15 protein-coding genes are annotated in these 12701 nt (G+C 72.6%); 6 read left to right on the top strand and 9 right to left on the bottom strand.

All coding sequences use genetic code 11. The features are described 5' to 3' along the window. Nucleotides 1-115 precede the first annotated feature (115 nt). Entirely contained in the window at nucleotides 116-1330 is a 1215-nt protein-coding gene (locus tag OG251_RS04785; RefSeq protein WP_326675884.1) for a geranylgeranyl reductase family protein, read from the top strand. 132 nt (nucleotides 1331-1462) lie between these two features. On the opposite strand, the gene OG251_RS04780 is transcribed toward OG251_RS04785, so the two are convergent. Further along, nucleotides 1463-1915, bottom strand: a complete 453-nt coding sequence (locus OG251_RS04780) for a nitroreductase/quinone reductase family protein (protein WP_326675883.1) — start codon at nucleotides 1913-1915, stop codon at nucleotides 1463-1465. Nucleotides 1916-2041: 126 nt separating this feature from the next. Here OG251_RS04780 and OG251_RS04775 point away from each other — a divergent pair, with 126 nt between their 5' ends. The 3 genes from OG251_RS04775 (at nucleotide 2042) to OG251_RS04765 (ending at nucleotide 4938) form a co-directional block, all read left to right on the top strand. Beyond that, a complete protein-coding gene (locus OG251_RS04775; RefSeq protein WP_326675882.1) occupies nucleotides 2042-2818 on the top strand; it encodes a TetR/AcrR family transcriptional regulator in 777 nt (258 codons plus the stop codon). Nucleotides 2819-2992: 174 nt separating this feature from the next. Continuing rightward, a complete protein-coding gene (locus tag OG251_RS04770) occupies nucleotides 2993-4276 on the top strand; it encodes a sensor histidine kinase (RefSeq protein WP_326675880.1) in 1284 nt (427 codons plus the stop codon). Beyond that, a complete protein-coding gene (locus OG251_RS04765) occupies nucleotides 4273-4938 on the top strand; it encodes a response regulator transcription factor (protein ID WP_326675879.1) in 666 nt (221 codons plus the stop codon). Before OG251_RS04770 ends, OG251_RS04765 begins: the two co-directional genes overlap by 4 nt. Here the strand turns inward: OG251_RS04765 and OG251_RS04760 are convergent. From OG251_RS04760 to OG251_RS04745, 4 genes are all read right to left on the bottom strand, one after another. Next, nucleotides 4899-5195, bottom strand: coding sequence for a DUF6332 family protein (locus OG251_RS04760; protein ID WP_326675878.1), 297 nt, complete (start codon nucleotides 5193-5195; stop codon nucleotides 4899-4901). The two genes, OG251_RS04765 and OG251_RS04760, sit on opposite strands and share 40 nt — an antisense overlap. Nucleotides 5196-5281: 86 nt before the next feature. Continuing rightward, nucleotides 5282-6052, bottom strand: a complete 771-nt coding sequence (locus OG251_RS04755) for a maleylpyruvate isomerase family mycothiol-dependent enzyme (protein ID WP_326675877.1) — start codon at nucleotides 6050-6052, stop codon at nucleotides 5282-5284. Nucleotides 6053-6074: 22 nt separating this feature from the next. Beyond that, entirely contained in the window at nucleotides 6075-6443 is a 369-nt protein-coding gene (locus OG251_RS04750) for an SCO4225 family membrane protein (protein ID WP_326675876.1), read from the bottom strand. A gap of 96 nt (nucleotides 6444-6539) precedes the next feature. Further along, complete coding sequence (locus OG251_RS04745) at nucleotides 6540-7664, bottom strand: MFS transporter (protein ID WP_326675874.1); 1125 nt, start codon at nucleotides 7662-7664, stop codon at nucleotides 6540-6542. 240 nt (nucleotides 7665-7904) lie between these two features. Here OG251_RS04745 and OG251_RS04740 point away from each other — a divergent pair, with 240 nt between their 5' ends. Then, nucleotides 7905-9119, top strand: coding sequence for an ROK family protein (locus tag OG251_RS04740; protein WP_326675872.1), 1215 nt, complete (start codon nucleotides 7905-7907; stop codon nucleotides 9117-9119). A 196-nt stretch (nucleotides 9120-9315) separates the two neighbouring features. Here OG251_RS04740 and OG251_RS04735 read toward each other — a convergent pair whose 3' ends face one another. The 3 genes from OG251_RS04735 to OG251_RS04725 form a co-directional block, all read right to left on the bottom strand. Continuing rightward, nucleotides 9316-10215: a phosphotriesterase family protein gene (locus tag OG251_RS04735; RefSeq protein ID WP_326681155.1), complete on the bottom strand. Its 900-nt coding sequence runs from the start codon at nucleotides 10213-10215 to the stop codon at nucleotides 9316-9318. A 71-nt stretch (nucleotides 10216-10286) separates the two neighbouring features. Next, complete coding sequence (locus OG251_RS04730) at nucleotides 10287-10868, bottom strand: DUF4865 family protein (protein WP_326675870.1); 582 nt, start codon at nucleotides 10866-10868, stop codon at nucleotides 10287-10289. 69 nt (nucleotides 10869-10937) lie between these two features. Beyond that, entirely contained in the window at nucleotides 10938-11531 is a 594-nt protein-coding gene (locus OG251_RS04725) for a TetR/AcrR family transcriptional regulator (RefSeq protein ID WP_326675869.1), read from the bottom strand. A gap of 197 nt (nucleotides 11532-11728) precedes the next feature. On the opposite strand from OG251_RS04725, the gene OG251_RS04720 reads away from it, so the two are divergent. Continuing rightward, nucleotides 11729-12028 carry an SHOCT domain-containing protein gene (locus OG251_RS04720; protein ID WP_326675868.1) on the top strand — a complete coding sequence of 100 codons (300 nt, stop codon included), beginning with the start codon at nucleotides 11729-11731 and terminating at the stop codon, nucleotides 12026-12028. Between the two features lie 68 nt (nucleotides 12029-12096). On the opposite strand, the gene OG251_RS04715 is transcribed toward OG251_RS04720, so the two are convergent. Beyond that, nucleotides 12097-12615 carry an ATP-binding protein gene (locus tag OG251_RS04715; RefSeq protein ID WP_326675866.1) on the bottom strand — a complete coding sequence of 173 codons (519 nt, stop codon included), beginning with the start codon at nucleotides 12613-12615 and terminating at the stop codon, nucleotides 12097-12099. Between the last annotated feature and the right edge of the window lie 86 nt (nucleotides 12616-12701).

Genomic DNA, 12701 nt, shown 5'->3' with positions numbered 1-12701 from the left:
TGTCAGTACGACGAAATCATGGCCGATCCTCCCACAGCGGGGCTTGGCCGAATCGCGCCGTAGGATGCCGTGAGCAGCTTGGGGCCACTGGTCGGATCGGGAGCAGAAGCACATCGTGAGCAGCGAGAACGCAGACGCCGGACGTGAGTCGGAAGAGTCGTCCGTTTGGGACGTCGTCGTGGTCGGCGCCGGACCGGCCGGAGCATCGGCGGCGTACGCGGCAGCCGTGGCGGGCCGGCGGGTGCTGCTGCTGGAGAAAGCGGAACTGCCCCGCTACAAGACATGCGGCGGCGGCATCATCGGGTTCTCCCGTGATTCGCTGCCCCCCGGCTTCGAACTGCCCCTGAAGGACCGCATCCACGCGGTGACCTTCTCGCTCAACGGGAAGCTGTCGCGTACGCGCCGGTCCAAGCGGATGCTCTTCGGACTCATCAACCGCGCCGAGTTCGACTCGGGTCTGGTGGAGGAGGCGCAGAAGGCCGGAGCCGAACTGCGCACCGGAGCCGCGGTGGTGCGGGTGGAGCAGCACGGGCCCGCCGTACCCGACCGGCGCACGGTCGCCGTGGTGCTGTCCGGGGGCGAGACGGTGCTCGCCCGCGCCGTCGTCGGCGCCGACGGCAGTGCGGGCCGGATAGGCGCTCATGTCGGAGTGAAGCTCGACCAGGTGGACCTCGGTCTGGAGGCCGAGATCCCCGTGCCGGCGACGGTGGCGGAGGACTGGGCGGGGCGGGTGCTCATCGACTGGGGCCCGATGCCCGGGAGTTACGGCTGGGTGTTCCCCAAGGGGGACACCCTGACCGTCGGGGTGATCTCGGCGCGTGGTGACGGTGCGGGCACCAAGCGGTATCTGGAGGACTTCATCGCCCGGCTCGGCCTCGCCGGGTTCGAGCCCGCGGTCTCCTCCGGCCATCTGACCCGCTGCCGGAGCGATGACTCACCGTTGTCGCGCGGCCGGGTCGTGGTGTGCGGCGACGCGGCGGGGCTGCTGGAGCCGTGGACGCGGGAGGGCATTTCCTTCGCGCTGCGGTCGGGGCGTCTCGCCGGTGAGTGGGCGGTCCGGATCGCCGAGTCGCACGACGCGGTGGACGCCCGCAGGCAGGCCCTCAACTACGCGTTCGCCATCAAGGCCGGGCTGGGTGTGGAGATGGGCGTCGGACGGCGCATGCTCAAGCTGTTCGAGCGCCGCCCGGGGCTGCTGCACGCGGTGCTGACCAGTTTCCGCCCGGCCTGGAAGGCATTCGCAGGGATCACCCGCGGGACCACGTCGCTGGCCGAGCTCGTCCGCACGCACCCGCTGGCGCAGCGGGCGATGAGCGCGATGGACCGCTAGGGCTGTTCCGCGGGTTGCGGGTCCGCGTGTTAGCTGCGGTTCGGCGTGTTCCTGCGCCCCCGTGCTTCTGCGCGGTTCGGCCGGATCGCGGTCTTTGGGGCGGGCGCGCCGGCCGGTCGGCTGTGCGGGCGGTCACTTCTCGACGGTGATCCGGAAGACGGGGTGGTCCGGGCACGCGGCGAGGAGCTCGGCGTCCGTGGACTTCGCCGTGATGCCCTTGAAGTAGCTGTTGACCTCCCAGCCCCAGCGCTCCAGGTAGGTGCGGAGGATGCGCGTCTTCTGCTCGTCGTCCGCGATCTCCACGGCCGTGAACGCGCGGACCTTCCGGCCCACCCGCAGCTCGCCGCCGCCGGCGACCCGCATGTTGCGCACCCACTGGGAGTGGCCGCGGGCCGATACCAGGTACTGCGTGCCCTCGTAGGTGTGCGGGTTCACGGGGATGCGCTGCATCTGCCCGCTCTTGCGCCCGCGCACCGACATCTCGGCCGACCCGAGAAAGCTCACTCCGTGCCGGGCGAGCCAGCCGATCGCGCTGTTCAGCCGGATGGTGAACGGGCTGCCCTGAAGGTAGTACGGCTGCGACATGGTGACTCCCGCTGTTGGGAGAGCAGTGCTCTCGCTTGAGATCAGTGTGCACGCGTTCAGTGCTCAAAAGCAAGAGCGCTGCTCTCGTTAGTGTTCAGTGATCCGCCGCCGTGGCAGACTGAGGCCATGAGCACTATCCGAGGGGCCCGGGAACGCGCCCGTATCGAAGTGACCGCCGCCATCAAGGACGAGGCCCGGAAGCAGCTCGCGGCCGAGGGCGCCGCCAAGCTCTCCCTCCGCGCCGTCGCCCGCGAGCTGGGCATGGTCTCCTCCGCGCTCTACCGCTACTTCCCCAGCCGCGACGACCTCCTCACAGCTCTTATCGTCGACGCCTACGACGCGGTCGGCGAGGCGGCGGAGTCCGCCCGTGCCGCGGGAGCCGCTCCCGCTGCCGAGGCCCAGGACGGTGCCGGTTCCGGTGGTGGCGCGCGCCGCGCCGCCGCCTCACCGTCCGGCCCGTACCTCGCGCGCTGGACCGCGGTCGCCTGCGCCGTACGCGACTGGGCCCTGGCACACCCTCATGAGTACGCACTGATCTACGGCTCGCCCGTCCCCGGCTACATCGCTCCGCAGGACACGGTCGGCCCCGCCTCCCGCGTCGGGGTGGTGTTCATCGGTCTTCTCCGCGAGGCGTACCGCGCCGACGGCCTGGCCGTGCCGCCCCTCGACGGCGAACTCCGCCCCGAGGCGGAGCGGATGGCGGCCGACCTCGCCGCGGATCTCCCGCCCGCGGTCGTGGCCGCGCTCGTCGCCGCCTGGGCGCAGCTCTTCGGCCTGATCTCGTTCGAACTCTTCGGTCAGTTCAACCGGGTCGTCGAGGCGCGGGACGTGCTCTTCCGGCACGCGGTCGGTGAACTCGCCCGCTCGGTGGGACTGACCGGAAGCCGGGCCGGAACCCGGTAGGGCACCTGCGGGGGAGCCGGAGAGCGAGCCCGACCGGGAGCCGTCCGCCGGAACCCCGGGCATCGCCCGTCCCGCCACCGCCCGCCGCCCTCACGGTGTACTCCCCGGGGAGTACGTGTGATCACCACGCCCGGCTGACGCCCGCGCGGCGGTGGCCCGTCTAGCGTTGCCGCCATGGAAGAGCAGCAGCGATCACACACGCGTGGTGGCCCCCGCGGCCCCTGGGGGCGCGGGGAACCTCCGCACCGGCTGTCCGGTCCGGGGGCACGGTCCGGAGCCGGGCTTCCGTGGCCCTCGACCATCGCGCTGCTGGTGTTCGTCATGGTCGGCACGGGCTTCGCCGCGCACGGCCAGGACAGGCAGCCGGTGGACGTCCTCGCGCGGCTGCTGCTGTTCGTCGCGGTCGCGGTGCTGCTGGTGCGCCACCGGCATCCCGTGGTGGCGGTGACCACGGCCTCCGCCGCCGCGCTCCTCTATCTCGCCGCGGGCTACCCGTACGGCCCGGTCTTCATCGCCGTCGCCGTGGGGTGCTTCAGCGCCATCGTCTCCGGGCACCGGAAGGCCGCCTGGTGGTCGCTCGGCGGGCTGTGGGCCGGGCATGTGCTGGTGGGCCACTGGCTCTACCGGTGGCTGCCGCCCGCCGGGGACGGTGCCGCGCCCTGGGGGCAGGAGGCGTTCATCACCGCATGGGTGGTGGCCATCGTCGCCGCCGCCGAACTGCTGCGGGTACGCCGCGAACAATGGGCGGCGGCCAGGGCGGAACGGGCGGCCGCGGAGCAGCGGCGGGCGGACGAGGAGCGGCTGCGGATGGCCCGCGAGCTGCATGACGTCCTCGCCCACAGCATCTCCGTCATCAACGTCCAGGCCGGGGTCGGGCTCGCCCTGCTCGACTCCGATCCCGAGCAGGCCCGCTCGGCCCTCATCACCATCAAGGGAGCCAGCAAGGAAGCGCTCGGCGAGGTACGGCAGGTCCTCGCCAACCTCCGTACGCCGGGCGACGCCCCTCGCGCCCCGGCCCCCGGCCTCGACCGGCTGCCCGAACTCGTCGACCAGGCGGCGGGCGCCGGCCTGACCGTCACCGTCGGGACCGAGGGCGCGGAGACCGCCCTCCCGCCCGGCACCGATCTGGCCGCCTTCCGGATCGTGCAGGAGGCTCTGACCAACGTCGTGCGGCACTCGGGCTCCCGTACCGCACTGGTCCGGATCGGCTACAGTGCCGGGCGCCTCCGCCTCCGTATCGACGACGAAGGCCCCGCGACCGGCGGCGACGCGGGCGGCAGCGGCAATGGGCTCGTCGGCATGCGGGAGCGGGCGGCGGCGCTCGGTGGCACGATCGAGGCGGGCCCCCGGACCGGCGGCGGTTTCCGGGTACGGGCGGAACTCCCGTTGCCCGCCGCCCCGCGACACCCGGAGACCGGGCCCGGGGACCCAGCGGCTCAGCCGGAGGAGACACCGTGATCCGCGTACTGCTCGCCGACGACCAGCTCCTGGTCCGGGCCGGCTTCCGGGCGCTGCTGGACGCCCAGCCGGACATCGAGGTGGCCGGAGAGGCGGCGGACGGCGAGGAGGCCGTGCGGCTGGTGCGCGAGCTGCGCCCGGACGCCGTGCTGATGGACATCCGGATGCCGCGGCTGGACGGCCTGGCCGCGACCCGGCGGATCACCGACGATCCCGCGCTGAACGGGGTGAAGGTGGTCATGCTCACCACCTTCGAACTCGACGAGTACGTCTTCGAGGCGATCCGGTCCGGGGCTTCCGGCTTCCTCGTCAAGGACACCGAGCCGGAGGAACTGCTGCGCGCGGTACGGGCGGTGGTGAACGGGGACGCGTTGCTCTCGCCCGGAGTGACCCGTCGGCTGATCGCGGAGTTCGCCGCCCGGTCCAAGGAACCCACGGCCGCGACCGCTCTCGGCCGGCTCACCGACCGGGAGCGGGAGGTGATGGCGCTGGTCGGCATCGGGCTGTCGAACGAGGAGATCGCCCGCAGGCTGGTGGTCAGCCCGCTCACCGCCAAGACCCATGTGAGCCGCACCATGGTCAAGCTGGGCGCCCGCGACCGGGCTCAACTGGTCGTCATGGCCTATGAGTCGGGGCTCGTACGCCCCGGCTGGCTGGGCTGATCGGCCGGGACGGGCCGGCCCTCCGCGGTACGGGGGAACCGCCACAGCACATGGACGGTCCGGGTGAGGAAAGCGAGAGCGGCGGCTCCGGCACCGATGCCGAGGAGGAGGCGTTCGCCGTGGTGCGTGAGTTCGAAGAGCAGGGCGGGCGCGCAGATCCCCGCGAAGGTGACCGCCGCCACGACGGCCGCGCTCACCAGCGCGTAGCCGATCTCGATGGTGATCGCGTCCCGGTCCGCCTGTGTGCGTCGCCCCATGCCCGGATTCTCACAGGGGCGTCCGGTGGCGGCAAGGGAGCCCCGCCGGTGGTGTGCCGCGCTTCCGGGAAAAGCGCGGCACGACGTCAGTTCCAGGTGACCGCGGAGTTGTCCGTCCACAGCCTCGCCACCGTACGGTCGCCGGTCAGCGTGACGGCCGAGAGGGGCAGCCGGTTCCAGAGGGCCAGATAGACGCCCTCCGCCGTCCCGCTCAACTCGCAGTCGGCAGGCGGCACATCGCGCACCTGTTCACGGGTCGCCTTCGGCGGTTCGGCCGACAGGCGTACGGTCCACACCGCGTCGGCGCCCCCGTCGGCGTCCGCGCCCACGGCCCGCACACGGAGGGTGCGAGGGAGGTCGGTGCGCACCCGGCTCCTGGGACGGGCGTGGAACCCGTTCAGCAGCTCGTCGATGCCGTCCAGCGCCTGCTCCGTACCCACCTCGGTGAGCGCTCCTCCGAGCGCCGACTCGGCATCCGCTCGGTGCACCGCGGTCTCGTGCAGCTGGCGCCGCGCCCAGAAGGCGAGGGGCGAGGGCGCGGGCAGGAAGGCCCAGCAGTCGAGATCGGCGGGGGCCGCCGCGAGGGCTTCCACCAGATGGTGGTGGCCCGCGCGGAACCAGTCGAGCAGCTCGACCCCGTCGAGATCCGGTTCACCGCCGTCCGGGTGGTACTCCCTGTGCCCCTCGGTCACGAACGCCGCCGCCCAGCGGTGCACCATGCCGGTGTGCCGCAGGAGATGGCGCACCTGCCAGCCGGGGCAGGTCGGGACCGACGCGCCCGGACCGGCCTGTTCGGCCGCCGTCGCGAGCAGACGGCCTTCCACGGAAAGGGACTTGAGGTAATCCACGATCTCCATGGTGCCGATTGTGGCAGGGGGCTCAGGCGCTCTGCGGGTGTGCGGACCTGGCCCGGCCGCCGCGGCGTACCAGACGGGCGAACCATCCGAGCGCCAGCGACTGGACCAGGACCGACACCACGAGGGCGAGGCAGAGGAACCAGGTCGGCCCGCCCGCGTCCGCACCCGCCAGGGAGCTCCCGACGAAGAAGACGAACACGGTGGGGGCGGCCAGCAGGAACAGCCAGACCCCGGAGAACGAGGCGTCTTCGTGGGTGACGAAGAGAGTGTCCACCGTGACGAGGACCGTTGCCGCGAGCACCAGGCCGAGATAGCACAGCGAGGCGGCGTTGCCGAAGGTCAGACGCACCAGTGCGCGCAGCTGCGGGTGGTTGATGACCTGGTTCTTCATAGCCGGCTCCCGATCGAGTGGTTGAGGCTTCCAGCGTGCGCCGGGGGAGCCGGGAACGCCTGAGTACGGCTACTCAATCGCGCATGTGTGCGTAGCTCACGTGTGTGTGGCGTTGCGTGCGCCGTACCCCAGAACGGCGGCTCCCATGGCCAGCAGGGCCACCGTCGTCAGGGCGACCGGCAGGGAGAACCAGTCGGCCAGGAAGCCGATCGCGGGCGGGCCCAGCAGCATTCCGCCGTAGCCGAGCGTCGAGGCGGCGGCGACCCCGCTCGGCCCTGCCAGCTCCCCGGCCCGGCTCACCGCGACGGGGAAGATGTTGGCGAGACCCAGGCCCGTGACGGCGAAGCCGACGAGCGCGAGCCAGACGGTCGGCGCCAGCGCGCCCAGCAGCATTCCGGCCGCGGCCGTCGCGCCGCCCAGGACGAGCGTCCGGGTCTGGCCGAACCGTTCGAGAAGGGTGGTGCCGGTGAGCCTGCCGATGGTCATGGTGAGGGCGAACAGGGAGTATCCGGCGGCGGCCAGGCCGGGGTGGGCGTCGAGATCCTGTTCGAGGTGCAGGGCGCCCCAGTCGGCGAGTGCCCCCTCGCCGTACGCGGTGCACAGCGCGATCACTCCGAAGAGGAGGACCACCCGGCGGGCCCGTCCGTCCAGCCGCCGCTTCGGGGCCGACGGGGCCTGCGAGGCGGCGGGCGCCGCGGATCGCGAGGGGTGGCGCAGCAGCGTCGGCCCCAGCGCGGCGGTGGCGATCAGTCCGACTCCGGTGAGGGCGAAGAGATGCGTGGCGGGGGAGAGCCCGCCCGCGACCAGTCCGCCGAGCCCGGCGCCGATCATTCCGCCGAGGCTGAACGCGGCGTGGAAGCTCGGCATCACCGGTCGTCGCAGGGCGGCGACCAGATCGACCGCGGCGCTGTTCATCGCCACGTTCATGCCGCCGTAGGCGGCGCCGAAGACCAGCAGCACCAAGCCGAGGGCGGTCGCCGAATGGGTCTGCGCGGGAAGCGCGATGCTCAGGGAGAGGAGGACTCCGCAGACCACGGTGACGGCATGGCTGCCGTAGCGCCGGCAGAGCCGGCCGGTGAGCATCATGGTGATCACCGCACCCGCCGAGACGCCCAGCAGGGCGAGTCCCAGGGTGGAGGCGGTGGCACCGGTCTGCTGCTTGATGGCCGGGATACGGACCACCCAGCCGGCGAAGAGGAAGCCATCGAGGGCGAAGAACACGGTCAGCGCGGTACGGAGGCGGGCCGACGAGGGTGGGGCGGTGTCTCCGCCGAGTCCCCCCGGTAGGGCCGTCCGCGGTTTGTTTAGTTGCGGCACAAACTCAGCATAGGGGCGCGCGGACGAAGGGCGCAAGACGGTGGCCGGAGGTGGCCGACGGCGCGGCGGCATACGGCACGGGAGCGGGTGGCGCACGGCTCCGAAGCGTCGGCGGCACCTCCGGATCATGGGAGACTCGCCCCCATGAACGGCAAGGTGACCACCACCCGGACGAAGTTGGAGAGGGGCCGCAGCGCGCTCGGCCCCGCGCTGGAACTGGTCCACACCGGACGCGCGCCCACCCGCGCCGTACTCACCTCCGAGCTCGGCGTCACCCGGGCCACCGCCGGTGCGGTCGCCGCGGAACTGGAGGCGCTCGGGCTCATCCGGGTCGACTCCAGCCCCGGTTCGGCGGCCGGCTCGCAGGGCCGCCCCTCGCACCGGCTGTCCGTCCGCGAGAACGGACCGGTCGCCCTCGCGGCCCAGGTGCACGCCGACGGCTTCCGTGCCGCGCTCGTCGGCCTCGGCGGCCGGATCGTCGCCACCGCGCCCGGCTGTGTCGCCGTGATGGCCGACCCCGCCCAGGTGCTCGGCGAGGTCGTCGCCGAGGGCGCCCGGCTGCTGCGCGAGAGCGGGCTGCGCTGTGTCGGCGCCGGGCTCGCCGTACCGTCCGCCGTTGCGGAGCCCGAGGGCACGGCACTCAACCCGCTCCACATCGCCTGGCCGGCGGGCGCCCCGGTCCGCGAGATCTTCGCCTCCTGCGTACGCGAGGCGGGCATCACCGCACCCGCGTTCACCGCCAACGACGTCAACCTCACCGCGCTCGCCGAACACCGCCACGGCGCGGGACGAGGCGCCCGGCATCTGCTCTGTGTCGCCACCGGCCACCGCGGCGTCGGCGGCGCCCTGGTGATCGACGGCCGCCTGCACAGCGGGAGTTCGGGGCTCGCGCTGGAAGTGGGACAACTCACGGTGAACCCCGAGGGGCGCCCCTGCCACTGCGGCGGGCGCGGCTGCCTCGATGTGGAAACGGATCCGCTGGCCTTCCTCACCGCCGCCCGCCGTGCCCCCGGGCCGGAGGAGTCCCTGCTCAAGCAGGCCGGTGATCTGCTGCGTACGGAGTACGAGGACGCCGCCGTACGCAACGCCGCCGAAGAGCTGATCGACCGGCTGGGGCTCGGTCTGGCCGGTCTGGTCAACATCCTCAACCCGGACCGCATCATCCTCGGCGGGCTGCACCGCGACCTCCTCGAAGCCGACCCGGAGCGGCTGCGGGCGGTCGTCGCCGACCGCAGCCTGTGGGGGCGCAGCGGCAGCGTGCCGATCCTGCCCTGCACCCTCGCCCACAACAGCCTGGTGGGCGCCGCCGAACTGGCCTGGCAGCCGGTGCTCGACGACCCGCTGAGCGCCCTCTCCTGAAGAGGGTGCCCGGCGGTCCGGGCCCGTGAGGTGCCCGGCGGCTCAGGGCGTGGGACTCAGCACGCTCCGGCGCGCGGCGCATCGGCTGTTGAGCCGGAGCGCGAGGGTCGGTTCCCGTGCCGGAGCGCGGGGGGTCGGAGATCGCACACCGGCGTGTGCCGTCGCCCGGCCGCCCAGCATCGACTTCGCCGCGCGCTCAGCCACCGCGTACCGGCGTGAAGGAGAAGGCCCGCGCCGGGTTGCCGATCAGCGCCGCGTTCAACAGCTCCTTGCCCAAGGTCTGTTCGAGCCGGGGCCGCACCCTGCGCAGCAGATGGGGCATGCCGGGTGTCTCGGGCACCGTCGTGTCGCCGCCGAGCAGCAACTGCCCGCCGAAACCCGCGTCCGCGAGCGCCGCGAGCTGCTCCGGCAGCCTCCAGTCCGTCGCATGGTTCGCCCGCGAGGGACCGTCGAACGCCAGGAACGCCCCCGCCGCCGCGGCCTCGCGCTGCACGACTCCGTCCGGGGAGCGGCCGAGGTGGCCGAGGATCACCCGACGCGGATCGACCCCCGAATCCCCGCACAGCAGATCCAGCACGTCGAGCGCACCGGTGCCCAGTTCCAGGTGGACGGCGATCGGCGCACCGGTCCGGTGATGCGCCTCCGCCGCCGCGGTCATCGTGCGCCGCGCGTGGGCGTCGACCCCGTGGAACGCCCCCGCCACCTTGATCAGCCCGGCACGCACCCCGGTCGTGCCGATGCCCCCGGTCAGCTCGGCGACAAAGAGATCGGCGGGCCGGGGGCCGATGCGGCGGAGCAACTCCTCGTCGTAGTGCACCGCTTGATGCAGCCCGGTCGCCGCTACCACGTGCGCGCCCGTCGAACGGGACAGCGCCGCGAGATCCGCCGCCCGTCTGCCCATCCCGTACGGCGTCCACTGCACCACCGAACGCCCGCCGAGCCCGCGGAACGCGCGCAGCCGCTCGCCCGCCCGGCCCACGTCGTCCAGCTCCTGCCCCGCCAGGCGCGGGCTGCGCAGGAAGAGATGGTCATGGGCGTCGCAGACCCCCAGCTCCCCGGCGGGAATATCACCGAGGACGGTACGGACCACCGCCACCGCCGACTCTGCCTCCACTGCTTCCGTCACCACGGTCTCCGCCGCCTCGGTCTCGGTCTCCGCCGCCTCGGTCACCACTGCCTCCCGCGGGCCAGCCGCTCGCGCTCCGGCGCCGACAGATGCAGCACCTCGTAGTGGTCGCCGACCGCTTCCGGGCTCGCCTGCTCCCAGAGCGTGAAGTAGACCAGCTCCCAGTGGCGCGGGTCCACCGCGAGCGCGGCGGCGACGGCCCCCGGCGCGGCGGCCAGCCGCACCGACTCCTCCAGCGCGGCCTCGACCGCCTCCGCGGGCCGTACCGCCGGGGGAATGCGCTCGCGGCGGCGGACGGCGGTACGGGGGAGGGCGCCGGCCGAGGGACCCTCCCCGTACGACAGGCCCGTCCAGTGCTGCACCTCCGGCCGCCCGAAGTCATCGACGACGCCCTGGAATCCGGGCCCCCAGAGGAAGGAGTTCATGCCTTCGGGGGCCGCCCACAGATAGCAGGGGGCGTACTGGTTCACGGGCGAACCCTTGCCGCGTTCACGGATCAGGTACGCCTTGAGGCCGAGGCCGGGAAAGGCGTCCAGCAGAGGGCCCTTCGTCGCGACCCGTTCACGGATGATCTCCATGTCGTAGTCGGCGGGCAGCGTGATCTCGTACTGCATGACGTGCATGGCGCACTCCTCGGGCCCCGCCGTCGGGTGGGGGCGGGTGAGCGGGCGGACGGGTATGGAGGCGGGGGATCAGCCGGTCGTGGGGCTCGGTGCGGGGGCCGTCAGCAGGGCGAGGAGGCCCTCGACGGCCGTGTCGAAGGCGGCGGTCGAGCCCGAGGCGCGGGCCAGCACATAGCCGCCCTGTACGGTCGCGACGATGGTCGCCGCGACCTGTCCGGGAACGAGCCCGGGAGTGAACTCGCCCTCGTCCAGGCCCTCCTGGACAAGCTCGGCGAGCCGTCCGCGCAGCCAGCCGATGGTCTCGTCGACCGGCGCGCGCAGCTCGTCGTTCGCGATGACCTCCGGATCCATCGTCAGACGCCCCACCGGGCAGCCGCGCAGCACATCGCGCTCCCGCAGCAGATAGGCCGAGATCCGCTCCCGGGCGGAACCGGGGCCGTCCAGCAGCCGCCCCGCCGTCCCGCGCATCTCCTCGGCCGTACGCAGGATGGCGGCGAGTGCCAGGTCGGGCTTGCCGGTGAAGTGGTGGTACATGCTGCCCTGGCCCGCTCCGGCCTGCTGCTGGATGGCCTTCGGGCTGGTGCCCACATAGCCGCGCTCCCACAGCAGTTCCCGGGTTGCTTCGATCAGACGTTCCGGAGTGCTCATGAGCCTACTGTACATACCAGTAGGTACAGATTGCGGGATGGGTAGGCGGGCGGGCGGCCACGGGCCGGGAGCGGCAGGGATACCGCCGACTACTCCCACGGGGGTACGCACACTGCCGCCGGTCGCACGACGCGCCGGACCCCCTGCCGGGGAGAGGCTCGTAAGCGACAGAAGAACGTGACTCCACCCGTGAACCGAGGGAGCTGACCGAGATGAACACCTTGGCGTACGACGGCGGACCCGGGCCCTGGATCCTCCTCTTCCCGATCCTCTGGGCGGCCGTCGTCGTCGGCGTCGTCACCCTGCTGCGACGCACTGTGTGGCGCTCCCGGCGCGGACCCTGGCAGGGCGCCGTAGCCCGGACCCCGCTCGGCGCTCCGGGCGAGCCCTCGCCGATCGCTCTGCTCGGCCGCCGGTTCGCCGCCGGAGAGATCGACGAGGACGAGTACTGGCGCCGGCTCTCCGTCCTGGACGAGCAGTTCGGTCCCGGTGCCCACGGCCGTGCGGCATGACCCCGCGCGGGCGCGTGAGCCATCCGGCGGTGCTCACCACCTCCGGGACGTGAGCCCGCCCTGCCCGGTCAGCCGACGACGGCCGACCGGGCGGGGCTCGCGACCGACTCCACGGGGTCGGTGCGCACGGCACCGAACGGCCCGTCGGTCATCGACCCGTACACCGGGAGCGGTGGCAGGGTGGTGGTGTCGCAGGGCGCCGGAAGGGTGAACCAGACCGCCTTGCCGGACACGCCGCTCGGGCGCACGCCCCAGCTCTCGCTGACCGCGGCGATCAGTGCGAGGCCCCGGCCCGAGGTGGCGAAGGAATCCGCCTCGTTCACGGTCGGCAGCCGTGGGTCGTGGTCGTGGACGGAGACCGTCAGCCGGTCGAGCAGCAGCTCGATCTCGACGGTGCATGACTTGTCCGGCTGGGCATGCCGGTGGACATTGGTCAGCAGTTCGGTGACGCCCAGTGCTGCCGGATCGATCAGAGGATCGAGATGCCAGTAGCGCAGTTGCGCCGAGATGATTCTGCGGACCTGACCGATCCGCGACGGCAGGGCCTGGAGCTCCACCGTGCAGTGCCTGCTTGGCTCGCTGATCACGGCTGCGACTCCCCGAAATAGGTCCGGAAGAAGACGAAGGAACGGATCCAGCAGATGGCTGGCTGCTGTTTCTGGTCTGCTTGTTG

This window comes from Streptomyces sp. NBC_01237, from assembly GCF_035917275.1.
Taxonomy (GTDB): Bacteria; Actinomycetota; Actinomycetes; order Streptomycetales; family Streptomycetaceae; genus Streptomyces.
Note: the sequence above shows the minus strand (reverse complement) of the source record. Positions and strands in the feature narration are given on the sequence as shown.

Bases quoted from the DNA above. Each gene is read 5' to 3' on its own strand.
- OG251_RS04780 (WP_326675883.1), bottom strand. From the start codon at position 1,915: ATGTCGCAGCCGTACTACCTTCAGGGCAGCCCGTTCACCATCCGGCTG.
- OG251_RS04775 (WP_326675882.1), top strand. From the start codon at position 2,042: ATGAGCACTATCCGAGGGGCCCGGGAACGCGCCCGTATCGAAGTGACC.
- OG251_RS04770 (WP_326675880.1), top strand. From the start codon at position 2,993: ATGGAAGAGCAGCAGCGATCACACACGCGTGGTGGCCCCCGCGGCCCC.
- OG251_RS04760 (WP_326675878.1), bottom strand. From the start codon at position 5,195: ATGGGGCGACGCACACAGGCGGACCGGGACGCGATCACCATCGAGATC.
- OG251_RS04755 (WP_326675877.1), bottom strand. From the start codon at position 6,052: ATGGAGATCGTGGATTACCTCAAGTCCCTTTCCGTGGAAGGCCGTCTG.
- OG251_RS04750 (WP_326675876.1), bottom strand. From the start codon at position 6,443: ATGAAGAACCAGGTCATCAACCACCCGCAGCTGCGCGCACTGGTGCGT.
- OG251_RS04740 (WP_326675872.1), top strand. From the start codon at position 7,905: ATGAACGGCAAGGTGACCACCACCCGGACGAAGTTGGAGAGGGGCCGC.
- OG251_RS04730 (WP_326675870.1), bottom strand. From the start codon at position 10,868: ATGCACGTCATGCAGTACGAGATCACGCTGCCCGCCGACTACGACATG.
- OG251_RS04725 (WP_326675869.1), bottom strand. From the start codon at position 11,531: ATGTACAGTAGGCTCATGAGCACTCCGGAACGTCTGATCGAAGCAACC.
- OG251_RS04720 (WP_326675868.1), top strand. From the start codon at position 11,729: ATGAACACCTTGGCGTACGACGGCGGACCCGGGCCCTGGATCCTCCTC.